A 19,374-nucleotide genomic window follows, 5' to 3' on the forward strand; every position below is an offset into this window, starting at 1 on the left:
GGTCACCAGTAGCGTAAGTCCAACGTGAACGGGAATTCCAGACTGCGTTGCGGCGCCTCTGCCACGAGCGGTCCAGGCGTATGACCCATCGTAAAGAAGCGCGCGCGCCGCCGGCTCTCGGCCTCGTACGCGTTGACCGGGAAGGTCTGGTAATTGCGCCCACCCGGATGAGCCACATGATACTGGCATCCGCCGATGGAACGGCCAGTCCAGGTGTCGACAAGGTCAAAAGTGAGCGGTGCGTCGACGCCAATCGTCGGATGCAAAGCCGAAGGCTGCGACCACGCCCGATAGCGCACGCCCGCCACATACTCGCTGACGCGGCCTGTGGATTGCAGCGGCAGCGGCACGCCGTTGACGGTCACCACATGGCGGTTCTCGTTCAGACCCAGCGCGCGCACTTCGAGCCGCTCCACCGACGAATCCACATAACGCACCGTGCCGCCGGGCGCCCCCTCCTCGCCCATCACGTGCCACGGTTCGAGCGCGCTGCGGATGGTGAGCGTCACGCCGCCGGTCGTCGTTTCGCCCACCAGCGGGAAGCGGAACTCGAAATGCGGCGCGAACCATGAGCGGTCGAAGGCATAACCCGCCTCGGCCAGATCCGCGAGCACGTCGTCGAAATCCATCTCCACAAACGTGCCGAGCAGGAAGCGGTCGTGCAGTTCCGTGCCCCAGCGCGTCAGGCGCGTGGTGTACGGCGTCTTCCAGAAGCGCGCCACCAGCGCGCGCAACAGCAACTGCTGCACGAGACTCATGCGCGCATGCGGCGGCATTTCGAAGCCGCGCAGCTCCAGCAGACCGAGCCGGCCGGTCGGGCCATCGGGCGAATAGAGCTTGTCGATGCAGAATTCGGCGCGGTGCGTATTGCCGGTGACGTCGATCAGGATATTGCGCAGCGAGCGGTCGATCATCCATGCCGGCAGTTGCCCGCCGTGGCGGCCGCCGAGCAGGTCGATCTGGCGCTGCAGTTCGCGGAAGGCGATCTCCAGCTCGTAGATCTGATCGTTGCGCGCCTCATCGACGCGCGGTGCCTGGCTGGTCGGCCCGATAAACAGACCCGAGAATAAATACGACAGCGACGGATGGTTGAGCCAGTAAGCCACCAGGCTCGCGAGCAGGTCCGGGCGGCGCAGGAACGGGCTGTCTGCGGGCGTCGCGCCGCCGAGCACGAAGTGATTGCCCCCGCCCGTGCCGGTGTGCCGGCCGTCGGTCATGAACTTCTCGGTGCTCAGATACGTCTCGTGCGCCGACTGGTACAGATACTCGGTGTGGTCGACCAGTTGATCCCAGCTCGACGCCGGATGGATGTTCACTTCGATCACGCCCGGGTCCGGCGTCACCTGCAGCATCTTCAGACGCTGATCGCGCGGCGGCGGGTAGCCTTCAATGACGACCTTCATGCCCAGTTCGGCAGCGGTCGCTTCGACTGCGGCGAGCAGGTCCAGGTAGTCGTCGAGCTCGGTGAGCGGCGGCATGAACACATGCAGCATCTTGCGGCCGCTGCCGAAGGTCTCGGTTTCGACCTTCGGACCGGCGGCGCGGGCGGGGTCACGGGCTTCGACGCACAGCGCGGTGCGGGTGATCCAGCTGGCGGATTCGCCGCGCTCTGGTATGCGCAGGGTGGATGGCGTCGAGCCTTCGCCTGGGCCGCCGCTGCCAGCGCGGAGGGCGGCCGTACTATCTGCACCCGCTTCACCGCCTGACGTGCCTGCACCGTAACCATCCGCCCCAAGCGCCTCGCCGTCAGCGCGGACTCCCTCCTCCCCAATCTGCCCTTCATACTGCATGCGCAATTGCGCCGCCGTGCGCAGCGGCGCCGGCGGCGCGAACGGATCGTGCGCGTGCTGATACGGATAGTCCGTCTCCGAAACCCACGGCAGCGCGTCGAGCGGCAGACGGTAGCCCATCGGCGAATCGCCCGGGATCAGATACATGCGATCGCCGCGGAAATACCACGGCCCGGTCACCCAGCGCGGTCCTTGCAGCGGCATGTCGCGTTCGCGCGAGAGCGGCAGCACGTAGCCCGTCACCGAGGCGAGGCCGCTATCGTAGACGCGCCGCAAGCGCACGCGCTCCATCTCGTCCTCGAGACGCGAGTCGAACGGATCGACGTTGACCGGCAGGCGCCGCTCGCGCCACAGGTAATACCAGGTGTCCTCGTAGCCGGCCTTGATGAACTGCGTGTCGAGCGCGAGCTTGCCCGTCAGGTGGGTCAGAAAGGTTCGGGCGTCTTCCGCGGTATAGCTGCCCGGCTCGCGCTCGTCGGCGAACAGCGTGGGATCGTTCCAGCACGGCTCGCCGTCCGCACGCCAGTAGAGCGACAGCGCCCAGCGCGGCAGTTGCTCGCCCGGATACCACTTGCCCTGACCGATATGCAGGAAGCCGTTCGCGCCGTAGCGGGAACGCAGCTTGTCCATCAGCCCGACTGCATAGCTGCGTTTAGTCGGCCCGAGGGCGTCGGTGTTCCACTCGGCGGCGTCGCGGTCGCGCACCGCGACGAAGGTCGGCTCGCCGCCCATCGTCAGGCGCACATCCATTGCCTCCAGTTCCTCGTCGACGTGAGCGCCCATCTTCAACACGTCGGACCAGACTTCCTCGGTATAAGGCTTGGTGACCCGCGGCGTTTCCAGCACCCGCTCGATTGACATCGTGTGTTCGAACTCGACCTCGGACTCGTCCACGGCGCCCGAAATCGGCGCGGCGCTGCCCGGCTCCGGCGTGCAGGCCACGGGAATATGCCCTTCGCCCGCCAGCAGACCCGAGGTCGGATCGAGGCCAATCCAGCCGGCGCCCGGCAAATAGACCTCGCACCAGGCATGCAGGTCGGTGAAGTCGACTTCGGTGCCGCTCGGACCGTCGAGCGATTTGGTATCCGGCGCCAGTTGCAGCAGATAACCCGATACAAAGCGCGCGGCGAGCCCCAACTGCCGCAAGGTCTCGACCAGCAGCCAGCCGGAATCGCGGCATGAACCCGCGGCGCTGACAAGCGTTTCCTCCGGCGTCTGCACGCCGGGCTCCATGCGGATCAGATAGCGGATTTCACGCTGCAGGCGCTGGTTCAGTTCGACCAGAAAATCCGCAGTCACCTTGGGCGAGCGGTCGATGCTCGCCACAAACTCCTTGAAGCGCGGGGTCGGCTCGCGCTTGACCAGATAGGGCGCGAGTTCGGCAGCAAGGCCGGGCGCGTACTCGAACGGAAATTTCTCGGCGGACGGCTCAAGGAAGAAGTCGAACGGGTTATAGACGGCCATTTCGGCCACGAGGTCTACGGTGATCTTGAACTCGCGGGTCTTCTCGGGAAACACCAGCCGCGCCTGGTAGTTGGCGAAAGCATCCTGCTGCCAGTTGATGAAATGCTCAGCCGGCTCGACGCGCATCGAATACGACACGATCGGGGTACGGCAATGGGGCGCGGGCCGCAGCCGCACAACCTGCGGCGACAGCGCGACCAGGCGGTCATAACGATAATGTGTGACATGGTTCAACGCGACACGTATAGACACACCGGACTCCTGGGCGAAGGATGGCAGCCCGCCAAAAAGCAAGCTTCATGCCGTTGGTAGAAAAACCTGCCGAGTCTGGCCTCGCGGCCGTAAAACAAAACCCCGTATGCACCTGCGTGGACTTTGCAGCCTCCCCAAGCCTGCAAGAACCTGTCAACGCTGCTTTGAGCTTGCCCGCCGGCCAGCCTCATAAAAGGCTTTCCCGCCCACACGCACCAAAGCGGCGCAGTCCCAATGCCCCATCATGCACGTAATGTGCGTTAAACCAGTGACCTCTGGCAAATGCGGCATGAAGATTGCGCTGTGGTTTGCGCCCGTCAGCCTACCCAATCAGGTCCTCCATGAAAACTTTCCACTGCAACCGCTGCGAGCACCTCGTGTTTTACGAAAACGTCGTCTGCGAGCGCTGTGAGGCGTTGCTAGGCTTCGTGCCGGAACTGGGCGAGCTCAGCGCCTTCGAGGAAGCCGGTGACGGCCTCTGGCGCAGTCTGCATCCGCAGGCGGCCGGCGCGCTGTACCGCCAATGCAACAACTACGCGCTCGAACATGTCTGCAACTGGATGATTCCAGCCGACCAGCCGGACACGTTGTGCCGCTCCTGCCAGTTGACGCGCGTCATCCCGAACCTCACCCCGCCCGATAATCGGCTCTACTGGTACCGCCTGGAGGTTGCCAAGCGGCGCCTGCTCTATACGCTCGCGACGCTGGGCGTGAAGGTCGAGTCGCGCCACGCCAATCCGCAGGAGGGGCTCGAGTTCGAGTTCCTCGAGGATACCGGCAAGGGCGGGCAGGTTCTGACCGGCCACGACAACGGCCTGATCACGCTGAACATCGCGGAAGCCGACGACGCCTACCGGGAAAGCACCCGCACCGCCATGCACGAGCCCTACCGCACCCTGCTCGGGCATTTTCGGCATGAAACCGGTCACTACTATTTCGACCGTCTGGTCGCCGGCACGCCGTGGCTCGAGCCGTTTCGCAAGCTGTTCGGCGACGAGAGCGTCAATTACGCCGAGGCGCTGGACGCCTACTATCGCGACGGCGCGCCGGGCGACTGGCAAGCGTCGTATATCAGTGCCTACGCGACGATGCATCCATGGGAGGACTGGGCGGAGACCTGGGCGCACTATCTGCTGATCGTCGACGTGCTGGACACCTCTACCTCGTACGGCGTGGCCCTCTTGCCCAGCGATCCAACGGACCCAACGTTGACCGACCAGACTCCGGTCGAAGACGCCAGCTTCGATAACCTGATGAAGCGTTGGTTTCCGCTGACGTACGCGCTCAACAGCCTGAACCGCAGTCTGGGCATGCCGGACGGCTATCCGTTCACGCTCGCGCCGCCTGTCGTCGAGAAGCTGCGGCTGGTGCACCGGGTGATTGCCGGGCCGCCGCCTGCCGCCGGTCCGAAGTCGTTGCCCGCGGCAGAAGCGCCGCCGTCACAGCCGCCGCAGCCATCGCCGCAATCACCACCCGCACCGCCCGGCCCTGAACCCGTTACGCCGTCGTAATTTTTTGTTACAACTGGTAAACATTGGTAGTGAAACGGCCGCTATCCTGCTCGTTCGCGCGGACAGCCGCTGCCCCGGCGTGCCCGCCCGGCTGGCTCCGCATAGATCGCTACCCTTTCGGATCAAGGCAGGACCTCGATGCGGACCGACCAGTGTCTGGCGTTGGCAAAAGAACGTCACCTCGCGGGCGACCTCGCGAGCGCCCGAACGCTCTACGAAACCGTCCTCGCTGACGATCCGGCCAATGCCGACGTCATGTTCCGCCTTGGCGTGCTCGGACTGCAATGCGCCGCCTACGGCGACGCGCTCGCCTGGCTCGACCGTGCAATCGCGCTGGCGCCCCGCGAATCCCGCTATCAGTTCGCGCGCGGCCAGGTGCTTTCGGCCGCGGGGCGTTTCGACGACGCCATCGACACATACCGCGCCCTGCTCGCCTTCGACGCGACGTCCTCGGACCTGTGGTTCGCGCTTGCCAGCGCGTTGCAGTCGAGCGGCGACGCACGCGGGGCGGTAGCGGCGTATGAGTCGGCCGCTGCGCTCGATCCGGCACAGGTCGATGCGCTGAACAATCTGGGCAACTGTCACCGTCAGCTCGGCGCGCCTGAGCAGGCGCAAGACGCGTATCGCCGCGCCCTTGCCGTGCAGCCGAACCATGCGAGCGCCTTGACGAACCTCGGCACACTGCTGCAGGAGAGCGGCCAGATCGACGCCGCGATCGAACTGCTCATCGAGGCGCTGCGCAGCGCGCCGGACTCCCCCACGTGCCTGCTCAACCTCGGCGTGGCGCGGTACGCGCGTCGCCAGTTCGACGACGCGGCGGTCCTGCTCACCCGCACGCTCGAACTCGACCCGCACTTTCCCGAAGCCGCGTACAACCTCGGCAACGCGCTGCATGCGCTCGGCCGCCGCCGGGACGCGCAGGCGCAGTACCGCAACGCGGTTGCGCTCGATCCGTTGCATGCCGATGCGCACAACAACCTCGGCAACGTCAGCAAGGAACTAGGCGAATACAAGGCCGCCTCGCAAGCGTTCGACGCCGCGATCCGTGCACGGCCGGGCTTCGTGGCGGCCTATAACAACGCGGGCAATCTGATGCGCACCCTGCGCCGGACGGCCGACGCGGAAGCGCTGTTCGAAGCCGCGCTCGCAGTCGATCCGGACCACTCGGCGTCGCACAACAACCTCGGCAACGTGCTGAAAGACTGCGGTGCGCTCGACGAAGGCATCGTCCACTATCGCCGCGCAATCAAGTCGGATCCGGACAACGTGGTCGCGCACAGCAACCTTGCGTATGCGCTGACGTTTCAGGCCGAGCACGGCGAGGCGGTCCTCGAGGAATGCCGTCGCTGGTCTGCTCAGCACGAAACGCCGCTGCGCGCTGCGCGCCAGCCGCATACGAACGACCGCAGCCAGCACCGGCGCTTGCGGATCGGCTACGTGGCGGCGGATTTCCGCGATCATTGCCAGTCGCTCTTTACGGTGCCGTTTTTCTCGCATCACGATCACGAGCAGTTCGAGATCTTCTGCTATGCGAGCGTCGAGCGGCCCGACGACCTGACGCGCCGCGTTGCCGGTTATGCCGACGTGTGGCGCGACGTCCGCGAACTGGACGACGAGCGCCTCGCGCAGCAGATTCGTGCGGACGGCATCGATATTCTCGTTGACCTGGCCATGCACATGGCCGACGGCAGGCCTTTGCTGTTTGCCCGCAAACCGGCGCCGGTGCAGGTGGCGTGGCTGGCTTACCCCGGCACCACCGGGATCGAGGCGATCGACTATCGCTTGACCGATCCGAATCTCGATCCGCTGGATCCGGTCGATGTGAAAGGTCAGCGCAACGCGCCAGGCGGGCGCGAACTGATCACGAGCGACAGCCACTACACCGAACGCTCGGTGCGTCTGCCCGACTCGTTCTGGTGTTACGACCCGTTGACGGCCGAACCCGCCGTGAATGTACTGCCGGCACTGACGGCGGAGACCCTGACGTTCGGCTGCCTGAACAACCCGTGCAAGCTGACCAACCGCACTCTGGCCGTGTGGAGCGCCGTGCTGCACAAAGTCCCGCACGCACGCCTGCTGCTGATGGCGCCGGCCGGCAATGCACACCAGAATCTCGCACGGCGGATAGAGCGCCAAGGAATCGACATGCAGCGCGTTGATTTCGTGCCGTTCCAACCGCGTGCCGATTACCTGCGCACGTATCACCAGATCGACCTCGGACTCGACACGTTTCCATATAACGGCCACACGACGAGTCTCGACTCGCTGTGGATGGGCGTGCCGGTCGTGACGCGGGTCGGCGCGACCGCCGTGGGACGCGGCGGCCTGAGTCAGCTCGTCAATCTGCGACTGGACGAACTGGCCGCGTACTCGGACGAGGAGTTCGTGCGCATCGCCGTTGAACTGGCGACGGACCGGACGCGTCTCGCGAACTTGCGACAAGGTCTGCGGTCACGTATGGAGCAATCGCCGCTGATGGACGGCGCGCGGTTTGCCCGAAATGTCGAAGCGGCCTATAGGAAGATGTGGCGTGAGTGGTGTGCGTAGCGAGGCGCCGATCAGTACGCGATATAAGGCCCCGTGCCGCCCGGCGTCGATTGCTGCTCGACTGCCGCATACACATTGCGGCCGTAGAAAAACGGCAAACCCCAGTCGAAGATCGTCGACGTCACAAATGCAGGACCGGCGAGCAACGGCATCACCGAATCGCCGCCGGAACTCTGTGACAGCGCCGTGGCGTTGCCCACATTGAATGACACCGCACTGTTGACACCATTCACACCTTCGATCAATGCGCTCAACTGCTCGGTCGAACTCGGGCAGTAATAGGCATTGTTCGGACCCGCACAGGTGGGCAGCGCGCTGGTTTCGAAGAACAGGCCGGTCGAGCCGCTGTCCATGATGCTCTTCGTGTAGGTCGTGCCGTTTTGCACCGTCGAGAATGTCCCGTTCGACGGACTGACTCCGATCACCTGAGCACTGCCCAGGCCGTTATTGCTCTGCGTGCCGATGCCGAACACAAGTTCACCCGTTAGCGTGGCCTCGCTGTTCGAGCCGACCGCAGGCAACATCAGGATCGACCCATTGTTGTCGTTCGTGAAGTAGGGAATCGGATTGGCAACCTGCAGATTTTCCGCGACGGCGAGCGACGTGCAATTCGTCCCTGCACACCCGTAGTAGGTCGCCGGGACCGCCTGCTGTACGCAGTTGGCACCGCAATCGTGCTTGAACACGCCAATGCCGAGGATACCGTTGGCCGCCAGCGAGATGGGCGTATTGCGCGGCGCGCCGACACTGCTGCAGTTCGACGGTACCGCGCTGTAGCCCGGATCGATCACCTGAATCGGCAGCGAGGCGGCTTTTTCGCCGCCAATCTGTACATCCGCGATCCGTACCGAGCCCCACGTATAACCATCGAAGAACTGCATGCATTCAGCGAGCAGGTTGCCCGACGCATCCTGTTGCTGAGGCAGCGCCATCGACGCAGGCAGTTGTGAGGCGAAAACACGCAGTCCCCAGGATCCCGTATCGACCAGCACGTGATTGATGGTCTGACATTGCGTCGTGCCCGGTGTACACACGGTGACGCTGACGAACGGCATGTTCGGCACGCCGCTTACGCCCGAGTCGACCGTCACCGCTACCGCGTTGGCCGCCAGCACCTGGGTACTCGACGACGTATTGGTGACCGACTGTGTCGGCGCCGCCGCGTTCGTCGCGCTGCTGCTCGCACTACTGCCACCACCCCCACCACCGCCGCATGCCGCGAGCAGCAACGCCAGAATGGCGGCAATCGCTAGCTTAAGGAACGAATCTGAATTGCGCATGATCGCTCCGTTATTGAATGACGTTGACATCGACGCCCGCCGGGACTGCCTGCGGCAAGTACGCGTGGCCCGCGAACGCGCGCAGATGGCCGCCCGAGAACACCACCAGGTCGCTGGTCGATACGGCGAGCGGCGTGGCACGGCGCGTCGCTGTGGCGGCCACGTACTGATCGAAAGCTGAGCCGAGTGTGGTCTTCAGATCCGGCAGCGTCGGCCCTTCCCAGGCCACGCCGAACACGGTGCCGCCCGGCGCCACATACTCGCGCACTAGCGTGCCCGAGGGCAGCGTCAGCAGATGAACCGTGTACGCAGTTTGCGAAGTCGCGCTATGTGCACTGGCATGCATGAGCACCTGATCATTGCCAACGGTGCCGACGTTCTGGCCGAGGGTGGCCTGTGCGGGCAAGGAAAGGACACAGGTTGCCCCTAGCATTGCGCAAGCAATGCCTTTATGAAGCATCGTTTTCAAGTGAATTCCTTCGAGGTGAAAACGCTCGCGGTCCCCGTAGCGAAACGCGAACGCTGAATTAGGGGCGCACTCCTCGATCGGCGGGCACCGGTGCTGCAATCACGCCTCCCGAGGCTGCGTGAATGCGTCTACGGAGTGGCAGCGCGAAACTTTAGGGACGGAAAGGACCGCCTCGCAATCGTTTGGCTCGCTGCATGAAACGAAGCGACGACATTCGCTGTTTGACTGCATAGATCGACGCCAGTACGGGCGGTGCGTACGGGTCGATTAGTCGCTTTTTTTCGTTTTAAGCGAACACCATCAGAAAAATGAAGCGCGGCAGCAAAAAAAACGGCTGCTGCGGAACATTTTTCGCACGGTATTAAATGGACGCTAAATAGCCGACACCAGTCCGTTTTCTTCAGACTTTTCGTTATGCGAACTTTTATATTTTGTCTGAAGAAACAGCGACGGCTTTGTGCTTCGGATCGGCAAGACGACGAATCGTCGAGACTGCCGCATTGACGCGTTCGTGCCTGCGAAAGAAAAATGCCGACGCTGACGGATTATTTCCTGTCAGCGTCGGCATCCTGTTCGAGCCGCGCGCGTCGAACTCGAGTTCGAATCGCGCGCGCACGACTACAGCAAATCTGTTACGTCTTTGGTTGCAGTAGTGTTTTCAGTTCTTGCACGTTCTCTTCGACACGTTTGGCGATTACAGCGTACGACTCCGCCTGCGACTGATACGCGGCTTGCGCGAGCTGTTGCATATCGGCCAACGCTTTATGCAAGGTCTGTTGGACCAGTTCGGCCGTTTGCGCGGAGGGCGCCCCACCCGCGGCGGAAAACTGCCCCGCCAGCGACTGCAGTTCGCCCAAAGTCGAACGCAGCATTTCGGCCTGCTTCTGCGCGAGCGACTGCATGCCCTGCAGCGCAGCCTGATTAGCCGTTACCAGCGCCTCGACGTCCTTGCGTCGCGCTTCCATGATGGCGGGCACGTCGAAGCCGGGTAGCTTGAACTGCTCCAGCATTTTGGTGAAATCGCCAAATGGATTGGCGGCGTCAGGTCGTTCCATGCTAATTCCTCCTGGGGCAGATGGGTCTATGCCAACCGTTGCACCGCTGATGACACGCGGTCGATGAATGCACCTCGATTGGCTCGCGTGTGCCGTGACTCGCTGTTGCTCCGGAGTGACGTCAGAACTGCGAAGAAACCGCGTCCTGCCAATCTCGCCATTGCCTGCCGAGCGCCCGCGGCGCCATGCCAGCACACGGACCAATCATGCGCCTTCTGCACGTATTGCGCCAGCTAAGGGACAGAACTCGCCGCCAGCCGCCAGCTTTGTGCCGACAGGCTTGCATTTTGCAGGCTGCCGTAACCCGAATGAAATAAACCGCTCCGTATCGACACAAGCTCATGTAAATCTGCAACCCGCACCTCAAGAACTCATTGCGCAGGTCGTTTACCGAGCTATGCCCTGCGCAGCATGAGATTTTGGTCCGACGAAATATCCTCGCGCACCCGCCCTCCGCAGAGATCGCTTTTCCCCCATCGTGTACAGGTATCCGCATGAACAAGCTGACGAACACAATCAAGTTCAAGATCATTCTCGCGCTCGGCGCGTGCATCGTCTTGATGATCGGTATTGGATTGATGGGCGTTCGTGGGCTCGCGACCCTGAGCTCGGACATGAACTCGATGTACACCGACAGCACGGTGCCGATTGAAGACCTCGCCGCTACTCAGGCTTACGCACTGAAGATTCGCCTCTCGCTAAGCCGCCTGCAGGCCATCCACGATCCGAACGAAGCGAAACAGGCCGCAGAGCAGATCCGCGACCTGCAGAAAAAGCTCAACACAGCATGGACCGACTACTACCCAGGTAAAGTCTCCGCAGACGACGAGCGCAAACTCGCCGACCAGATTTCCGCGCAATTCGCCGACTTCAAATCGCTGACCGACACGGAGCTGGCGGCCGTCGACAGCGGCACGCCTACTAACGCCGACACCGCCGCCGAGAACATGCGGAGCGTGGGCACCAAACTGTCCGACGCCATCGATCAGGACATCGACATTAACGCCACCCAGGTCAAGCAACTCGCCGATGAGGGCGTAGATACGTTTCACATGTTGCTGTGGATCGCGATCGGCGCGATCGTGCTGGGTCTCATCGTCGCCATCGCCGCCTCCGCTTATTTGCTGAAGGCCATCATGAGCCCGCTCGGCTCGGCGGTAGAGGTCGCGCAACGCATCGCCGAAGGACAGCTGGAAAACGAACTCACGATCCATTCGAAAGACGAATTTGGCAATCTGCTCGGCGCGCTGAAGCAGATGGATACGCAGCTTGCCGGCATCGTCCGCGGCATCAAGACTTCGAGCGAATCGATCATGGTCGCCTCGAGCGAGATTGCCGCCGGCAACATGGACCTGTCTTCGCGGACCGAAGAGCAAGCCGCCTCGCTGGAAGAAACGGCGGCCAGCATGGAACAGCTCTCCGCTACAGTCAAACAGAACTCCGAAAATGCGCGTCAGGCCACCACGCTGGCCGGCAATGCATCGGACGTGGCCGACAAGGGCAATGCGGTAGTGGAACGCATGCTGGTCACAATGGGCGATATCACTGCCAGCTCGGCGAAGATTGCCGACATCACCACGCTGATCGAGGGCATCGCGTTCCAGACCAACATCCTCGCACTGAATGCGGCCGTCGAAGCGGCGCGCGCCGGTGAACAGGGCCGTGGCTTTGCGGTGGTCGCCGGTGAAGTGCGCAGCCTCGCGCAGCGTTCGTCCAGCGCCGCGAAGGAAATCAAGGATCTGATTCAGAGCTCGGTCGCCACGATTCACGACGGCTCGTCGCAAGCTGAAGAAGTGGGCCGTACGATGGCGGAAGTGCAGCAGGCTATCAAGCGAGTGGCCGATATCAACGCGGAAATCTCCGCCGCGTCGGATGAGCAAAGCCGCGGCATCGAGCAGGTGAATCAGGCAGTGGGCCAGATGGACGAAGTCACGCAGCAAAACGCGGCGCTCGTCGAAGAGGCGTCGGCAGCGGCGCAATCGCTCGAACAGCAGGCCGCGCAGCAAAAACGTGCGGTCTCCGTGTTCAAGGTCACCGAGAGCAAGTCGGCGGCAGCGGCGCCGCGTACCGTCGCCGCTCCAGGCAAGGCACGCGCTCCGCTGTTGCGGCCCGCGTTGAAACGCGCGCCGGCCGCTGCCTCTGCGGCAAAACCCGCTGCTGCAAAACCCGCTGCTGCGGCTATGTTGGCCGAGACCGGCTCCGAGAGTTGGGAAACGTTCTAAAGCGTTCGGACGGTAGCGGTGCGTGCTTGAGGCTCGAGGCCGCAACCGTTTTGTCGCATCCTGGGCGGCCGGTCCTTAAGTCTCTCTTCGACACGAACCACGCGCTCCCGTCGCATGTCTCTGCAAGGTTGTGTAAGTTACTTTCAGGACTTCCGTAACCCTGCAGAACGCCGTGCCGATTATCGTGTTGCCATGGTCGGCGTACTGTCGCGCCGACCATGACCCAATGGGAGCGACAACATGAAAAAGACTCTTCTGGGCGCGGCATTGGTCGCGCTTCTGGCCGCCGCAACGTCGTCCGCATTCGCACAGCAGGACGGCCCGCCGCGTTCACCACCGCAGGGCCACGGCCAGCCCCCGCATGACGACTTTATGCCGCCCCACGGTCCCGGCTTTGCCGCCGTCAACGATCTCGAGCAACTGCGCCGGCTGTACGCGATGACCGGCCACGAAGCCGACATGATCGCGGTCTACCATGACGTGTTGAACAAGACACAGGACCCGATGCTGCGGCACTTCGTTTATGACTCGCTCGCACGCGAGCAACTGAAACCGGCGAACCCGGATCAAGCCATCGCGACGCTGCGCCTGAGCCTTGCTGAAGATATTGCCGCCACGAACCGCGCACCGCACGGTGACCGGCCGGGTGGCGACACGCCAGCGACACAGATTCAGCCACAATAGTCGAGGCGCTCGAGGCGTTCGACGCGCGAGGTGCAGTTTGTCCGGCGGCACGCGGACCGTCGTATCATCTGCACCTTGGCCACCCACCGTCTAGCACCATGCCGTTTGCCGCGTCACCCCGTAGCGAAGCTCTTCCCGTTTTGCGCCGACCCGGCCAGCCGCTTTCCTGGCGCGCTCGCATCAGCGTCTTACCGCGTCTTTCCACCGCCGCACTATGCATCGCGCTTGCAGCATGCGCCACGCCGCCATCGTCACCCTCGTCGCCTGCGCAGCAGACGCGCATCGATCCGGTCAGCGTGTTCCCGATGGACGCCTACGACCAGAACGTCGATCACTGGATCGACCCGGCCGGCGCGGGCTACGACCAGCCGTTTCTGAGCGCCGCAGACCAGCACACCCATATTGAAGCGCTGCGTGCGCGCTACTTCGGCACCGGCGCGGACGATGCTTCGCCGTGGAACCGCGCCTACGTCGAGACGCGTGTGTACGGCGATGGCGGCGCCGATATCGCCGCGCTGCAGCGCCGCCGTCTGTCCTGGTTCGACAACACCGGCAAGTCCGCCGACGAGATCGGCTATGGCCAGAATTTCCGGCCCCACACACAGGCATGGATCGATGCCATCGCGCAGAACATGGACGTCGGCCAGTTCGAGCGCCCTCCCGGCTATTCCGCCGCGCACCGCGCCATTGCAACGGACAACGTACTGATCCGCGAACTGCCGACCATGGACCCGTCGTTCTACGACCGGCGCCTCGCCGGCCAGGGCTATCCGTTCGACAACCTGCAGGTCTCCGCAGCCCGCCCCGGCACGCCGCTCTATGTGCTGGGCAGCAGCGTCGACGGCGGCTGGTACTACGTGCAGACGCCCGACGTACAAGGCTGGGTACGCAGCGACAAGGTTGCGCTGGTGAGCACCGCGTTCGTCGACATCTGGCGCAGCGCGGCGCGCAATGGACTCGCCGCAGTGATCGTCGCCTCGGCGCCCGTGCGCGACAGCCAGGGCGCATTCCGTTTCGATGCGCCTGCGGGCACCTTGCTGCCGGTCGCGCCTGGAGATAGTGCGGCCCAGCGCGTCGTGATGGTCCCCGCCCGCGACGAAAATGGCAATGCGGTTGCCCGCATCGCGCAACTCGGCGACACGCAAATCGCCAATGCGCCGCTCGCCGCTACCCCGCGTCATCTGGCCATGCTGCTCAAGGCCCTGATCGGACGCCCCTATGGTTGGGGCAATACCGGCTTCTATAACGACTGTTCATCCGAAACGCAAAGCATCTTCGCTACATTCGGCGTATGGCTGCCGCGTCATTCGTCGACCCAGATGAGCGCCGGTCGCATGACCGACCTGTCTGCCGCGACGCCGGACGAGCGCCTCGATTACCTCACAAAACACGGCGTGCCGATGCGAACCCTGATCTATATCGGCGGCCACGTGATGCTGTATCTAGGCAACACCACGCGCGATCATCAGGTCGTGCCGCTGGTCTATCAGGACGTGTGGGGCTTGCGCCCGGCCGACAACAGCCGGCGCGCGGTGATCGGCGGCTCGGTGATTTTCCCGCTGCTCGCGCATATCCCCGAAGACCCGAGTCTGCAGTCGCTCGCGGGAACGCCCATTTTCCAGATCAGCATCATTGGCGCGCCGACTGAAGGCACACCAGTTCAATCCGACGACGACAATCCCGCCGGCTGAGCGCCCGGCTGTAGCGTCCGCGGGAGGCTCGCAGCGGCTTATCGGACTGCCTGACCACGCCGGCAGCCCAGCGGGCATGCGAATTGCAGCATACGTCTCCAAGCGAGGGGCTCCGGCCCCTGTGACTATCAATCACACCTACTCGGAGGCGTTTATGTTGGGAACCATTCTTCTGATCGTCCTGATCCTGCTACTTATCGGCGCCTTTCCTGCATGGCCACACAGCCGTGCCTGGGGCTACGCGCCGACGGGCACCATCGGTATTGTCGTCATCGTAGTGATCGTCCTCGTCGTCATGGGACAGATATAAGCTGAGTCCGCATCATCAAAGATCGCGGAACGCGGACCCGCCAGTTTGACTGTATGTTTTGTAAAACTGGCGGTCTGTTTAACCTTTTGCCGCCTCGCCCTCCCCGTCCCGCCAGCACCCGGCGTTCAGCCCGCACCAGCCACACGCCAGTTCGTCCGCCGGTCCGTCATCTCTGCGACATGTGACGCCACCCGTCTGCCGACACAGTTTGGCGGCGGGGCACGCCGTCGTGAGGCACGCTGCTTGCGGCCGGAATAAGTGAGCAGACGGACATCCGTTTGCATCAAAGACCTTACTTCTGGAGGATCGGAAAATGAACAGCACTACGAAGAAAATCCTGGCTTCTGCGCTCGTAATGGCACTGTCTGGCGGTGTCTACGCCCAAGCCGGTGGCGCGGGTGGAGGCGCGGGCGGCGCAGGCGGCAACGGCGGCGGTATCGGTGCCGGTGGCGGCAATGCTGGCGGGGCAGCGGGGACGGTGTCACCGGGCGTCGGCGGCACTGGCGGCATGAATCGCTCGGGCGATTCGAGCGGTTATGGCTCGCCCGGCACCACGGCCACGGGCGGTGGGATGGGCACAGGTACGGGCTCGACACCCAATTCGGCCACGATGAACCGCTCGAACACCAACAACATGCCTAACCAGATGCCTAACCAGATGGCGCCGAACGGCACGATGCAGAACGGTCAGTAACATGTTGGCGATGTCCGCGGTTGCGAGAGGTGGATGGAGCGGTGGCGTCAGCGCCGCCGCTCCTTTACTTACCGCGCTGCGTTGGAATATTTACAGCTGTATGGTTCACCTGTCCTAACCGCGGAGACCCCCCATGTCAGCAGTTGCCCGGCACGTCATCCAGTTGGCGCAATTACCCGAAGATCATGCGACGCGTGTCGAGGTTGACGGCGAGAAGATCCTGCTCGTCCGCAATGGCGACACGGTGCACGCGTACAGCGCGGACTGCCCGCATGCCGGCGGCCCGCTCGAGGAGGGGGCGCTCTGCAATGGCCATATCATCTGCCCGTGGCACAAAGGCACTTTTGACGCCACGACCGGCGAAGTCCTTGAACCGCCCGCCCTGATGAGCCTCGACCGTTATCCCGTCGAGGTGCGTGACGGCGAAGTGATGGTGACGCCGGAAAAGATCGAAGGGCCCAAGGCCGCGGCGTCGAACGATACGCCCAAATTTGTCGTGATCGGCGCGGGTGCCTCCGGCGCGGCGGCCTGTGCCGCACTGCGCGCGAATGGCTTTACCGGCCACGTCACCCTCATCGGAGAGGAATCCCAGGAACCGTATGATCGAACCGCGCTGAGCAAATTTGTCCCGTCGGGAGAAATGGCTCCCGACGCCGTGCCACCGCTATTGCCTCCGCACTGGCTAGAGCAGGAGCATATAGAACGCGTCCAAGGCACGATCGTCAGTTTAGATGTGCCGAAACGCCAGATTCGCTTCGACGACGGACGAACGCTCGGTTATGACGCCGCGCTGCTGGCGTCGGGAAGCAAACCTACGCTCCCTCCCCTGCCGGGCCGCGATCTCAAGTCCGTGTATCTGCTGCGCACCCTGCACGATGCCGTTGCCTTGTGTAGCGGATTGGAAAGCGCGCAGCGGGTGGTCATCGTCGGCAGCAGCTTTATTGGGCTGGAAGTCGCGTCTGCGCTACACGAACGCGGTGTTCAGATTACCGTGGCCTCGTCCGCACACGTGCCGTTCGAACGTCAGTTCGGGGCACGCATCGGCGCCCTGTTCCAGCGTCTGCACGAAAGCAATGGTGTCACCTTTAAATTGAACGAGAAGCTCGCCGAGTTTGCCGGCGACACGCATGTGCGTGAAGTCGTGCTCGAGAGCGGCGAACGCCTCCCCGCGGATGTCGTGCTCGTTGGCACGGGCGTCTCCCCGGCCACGGGCTTTATCGAAGGATTGCCCCTGCAGAAGGATGGCGGGGTGCTCGTCAACGCGGGCATGCAGGCGGCGCCGGGGCTCTACGCTGCCGGCGATATCGCAGCCTTTCCGTTATACGAGGACCAGGAGCCCGTGCGTATCGAACATTGGCGCCTTGCGCAGCAGCACGCGTTCGTCGCAGCACAGAACATGTGCGGCGCACGCAACCGCTACACGGGCGTGCCGTATTTCTGGACCTATCACTACGGGAAAACCTTCGAATACCTTGGCTACGCCAGCGGCTGGGACGACATCGTGATCGACGGCGACCTCGAGCAATACCGCTTTCTCGCCCTGTACGTGAAAGCCGGGGTAGTGGTTGCCGCATTGGCCTGCGAGCGCGGAGTCGCGGCCGCGCGGTTGGTCGAATCGATGCAGACGGGGCTGTCGCCTTCGGAAGCGCTGCGACTAGCCAGCGAACAGGAAGCCGCGAGCGCAAAGTAAGAACCGGACAGCGGCAGATGAGCGGTAGATAAGCGCCAAATTAGCGCCAGGTGAAAAGTAATAACGCACGGGGGACGCACTGCGCCCAATCGAATAACAAACCACCACGGGAGAAGCAATGAATCACCATGACGTGGAACAAGAACTCCAGCACCTCGAATACGTCTTCGCGCACCTCTCGCCAAAGAGCACCGTCCCGCCGCTTGGTTATTGGCGCGGCCGGCTCAATTCATTGCGTAAGATTCCCATCGTGCCGTCACAGCGAGAACGAATCAACCGGCTGGAGCAGTTGCTAGGCACGCTTGAACTCGCTGTAGCATCAGGCTCGGAATCCACGCCGAAGGAAACCCTCCCGCGTGCCGCGACACGCAGCCGGCGTTAGCTTCCGCGCGGATCCTCTGCGAGCCGCAGGCGATTTACCCGGTACCCTTCGAGCTTCGCCTTTAGCGCTCCAACATCTCGGCCGAGCCAATCTGCGCCGATTGCCCTGTCACACGCGAACGCAGCCCGCCAAACGCGCTCATGACGCGTGCGACCGTAATGCTCTCGCGCCACCAGCGCTCCTTGAAACCCGCCGTCGGCACCCACCATGACGGCAAAACAATGTCCCCAGTCGTGAAGCCAGGACGCCAACGCTCTGCAACACCGCGCCGGCGAAACAGTGTCAACGTGGGGATGCCGAGCGACGACGCCAGGTGTCCTACGCCCGAATCGTTACCAATAAACCAGCCGGATTCGTAAAGCCATTGCGCCAGCAGCGCCGATGACGCGAATGAACGCAGCGGCGGCAGCTCGCCGGACAGTTTCTCCCAGCGGGAACGCTCGCGCGCTTCCACCACGAATTCAACTTGCAGACCGCTTGCTTGCAGACGGAGGGACAGTTCGAGAAAACGCTCCGGCAGCCAGCGTTTGTCGGGTGTACTGGCCTCGGGGTGGATCGCCACGCGCGAAGCATGCTTGCGAAACCGCAAGCCGGCGGGAGGACGCATACCGTTCGATACCACGGCGTCGTAAAGCTCGAATCGCGCCGCAGCAAAGTCGGCGAAGCGCTTTGCCATGCAGTGGGGATTCTTTGCGTACTCCACGTCATGGAGGTCGATAAAACCGGCATGCCAGTCGCCGACTTGCGCGAGCGGTCGATCCCGATGCATCTGGATGACATACGGATAGCTCGTCAACACGCCGCGCGCGTCGTCCGGCGCCAGTGCGGGCGCAATACGCAGATGGGGAAACCAGTCGGCAAGGGCGTGGGCGTGAGCGCCGAACACGTCCACTCGCCAGCCCGCGAGCGAGAGATTGTGCGCAACGATCAGCAGATTCAGGGTATCGCCCAAGGCGGGCGACATGATGAATGCGGCGCTCCGTGGGCTGAGGTGAACGTCAGGTAATTCGCCCCCGAACGAATCGGTGCGATTCGCCTGTTGCGCCTGATCATTCGCCATACATTCAATCCAGCCGAAGTCGATTCGATCGCATGTTGCCACACAATCGATAGATTACGGATTTCGAAGTCTTGCCGCATATTTCTGTTTTCAGACGGGCGCGAGCGACCCGCGCTTACAGATTGCCTGGCAAGCTGGCCGGATTGATTTCGAAGCATTTCTTCGCGGCATCCCGAACGGCCCGTCGAGCCGGGCATGGCGCGTGCCGCAGCGCTAGCGCCCAAGCCACTCTGCCTCATGCGCCCCCTCGCCCGCCGGCTTTTTTCCTGGCGC

The 19,374-nt window shown here is 63.2% G+C and carries 14 protein-coding genes; 9 read left to right on the plus strand and 5 right to left on the minus strand.

Going from position 1 to position 19,374, the window contains the following annotated elements; translation table 11 throughout:
• Positions 1-2: 2 nt before the first annotated feature.
• The gene (locus P3T40_RS01565) at positions 3-3,506 is read right to left on the minus strand and encodes a DUF2126 domain-containing protein (protein WP_429265916.1); all 3,504 of its coding nucleotides are present in this window, start codon (positions 3,504-3,506) and stop codon (positions 3-5) included.
• A gap of 341 nt (positions 3,507-3,847) precedes the next feature.
• Here P3T40_RS01565 and P3T40_RS01570 point away from each other — a divergent pair, with 341 nt between their 5' ends.
• Positions 3,848-5,017, plus strand: a complete 1,170-nt coding sequence (locus P3T40_RS01570; protein ID WP_429265917.1) for a zinc-binding metallopeptidase family protein — start codon at positions 3,848-3,850, stop codon at positions 5,015-5,017.
• A 138-nt stretch (positions 5,018-5,155) separates the two neighbouring features.
• Positions 5,156-7,564: a tetratricopeptide repeat protein gene (locus P3T40_RS01575; RefSeq protein ID WP_429265918.1), complete on the plus strand. Its 2,409-nt coding sequence runs from the start codon at positions 5,156-5,158 to the stop codon at positions 7,562-7,564.
• Between the two features lie 11 nt (positions 7,565-7,575).
• On the opposite strand, the gene P3T40_RS01580 is transcribed toward P3T40_RS01575, so the two are convergent.
• The 3 genes from P3T40_RS01580 to phaP all read right to left on the minus strand — a co-directional run bounded on the left by P3T40_RS01580 (position 7,576) and on the right by phaP (position 10,368).
• Positions 7,576-8,844, minus strand: a complete 1,269-nt coding sequence (locus P3T40_RS01580; RefSeq protein WP_429265919.1) for a DUF3443 domain-containing protein — start codon at positions 8,842-8,844, stop codon at positions 7,576-7,578.
• Positions 8,845-8,854: 10 nt separating this feature from the next.
• Positions 8,855-9,304, minus strand: coding sequence for a DUF2844 domain-containing protein (locus tag P3T40_RS01585; protein WP_429266120.1), 450 nt, complete (start codon positions 9,302-9,304; stop codon positions 8,855-8,857).
• 641 nt (positions 9,305-9,945) lie between these two features.
• Entirely contained in the window at positions 9,946-10,368 is a 423-nt protein-coding gene (gene phaP / locus P3T40_RS01590; protein ID WP_429265920.1) for a TIGR01841 family phasin, read from the minus strand.
• Between the two features lie 494 nt (positions 10,369-10,862).
• Here phaP and P3T40_RS01595 point away from each other — a divergent pair, with 494 nt between their 5' ends.
• The 7 genes from P3T40_RS01595 (at position 10,863) to P3T40_RS01625 (ending at position 18,041) form a co-directional block, all read left to right on the plus strand.
• A complete protein-coding gene (locus P3T40_RS01595; RefSeq protein WP_429265921.1) occupies positions 10,863-12,590 on the plus strand; it encodes a methyl-accepting chemotaxis protein in 1,728 nt (575 codons plus the stop codon).
• 240 nt (positions 12,591-12,830) lie between these two features.
• Positions 12,831-13,274 carry a hypothetical protein gene (locus P3T40_RS01600; protein ID WP_429265922.1) on the plus strand — a complete coding sequence of 148 codons (444 nt, stop codon included), beginning with the start codon at positions 12,831-12,833 and terminating at the stop codon, positions 13,272-13,274.
• A gap of 218 nt (positions 13,275-13,492) precedes the next feature.
• The gene (locus P3T40_RS01605) at positions 13,493-14,965 is read left to right on the plus strand and encodes an SH3 domain-containing protein (RefSeq protein WP_429266121.1); all 1,473 of its coding nucleotides are present in this window, start codon (positions 13,493-13,495) and stop codon (positions 14,963-14,965) included.
• 154 nt (positions 14,966-15,119) lie between these two features.
• A complete protein-coding gene (locus tag P3T40_RS01610) occupies positions 15,120-15,275 on the plus strand; it encodes a DUF3309 family protein (RefSeq protein ID WP_429265923.1) in 156 nt (51 codons plus the stop codon).
• Between the two features lie 313 nt (positions 15,276-15,588).
• Positions 15,589-15,969: a hypothetical protein gene (locus P3T40_RS01615; RefSeq protein ID WP_429265924.1), complete on the plus strand. Its 381-nt coding sequence runs from the start codon at positions 15,589-15,591 to the stop codon at positions 15,967-15,969.
• A gap of 133 nt (positions 15,970-16,102) precedes the next feature.
• A complete protein-coding gene (locus tag P3T40_RS01620) occupies positions 16,103-17,659 on the plus strand; it encodes an FAD-dependent oxidoreductase (RefSeq protein ID WP_429265925.1) in 1,557 nt (518 codons plus the stop codon).
• Between the two features lie 118 nt (positions 17,660-17,777).
• Entirely contained in the window at positions 17,778-18,041 is a 264-nt protein-coding gene (locus tag P3T40_RS01625) for a hypothetical protein (protein WP_429265926.1), read from the plus strand.
• Between the two features lie 61 nt (positions 18,042-18,102).
• Here the strand turns inward: P3T40_RS01625 and P3T40_RS01630 are convergent, their stop codons facing one another.
• Positions 18,103-19,101, minus strand: coding sequence for a glycosyltransferase family 9 protein (locus tag P3T40_RS01630; protein WP_429265927.1), 999 nt, complete (start codon positions 19,099-19,101; stop codon positions 18,103-18,105).
• Between the last annotated feature and the right edge of the window lie 273 nt (positions 19,102-19,374).

It is taken from the genome of Paraburkholderia sp. EB58, assembly GCF_050436665.1.
In the GTDB taxonomy this organism is placed as follows: domain Bacteria; phylum Pseudomonadota; class Gammaproteobacteria; order Burkholderiales; family Burkholderiaceae; genus Paraburkholderia.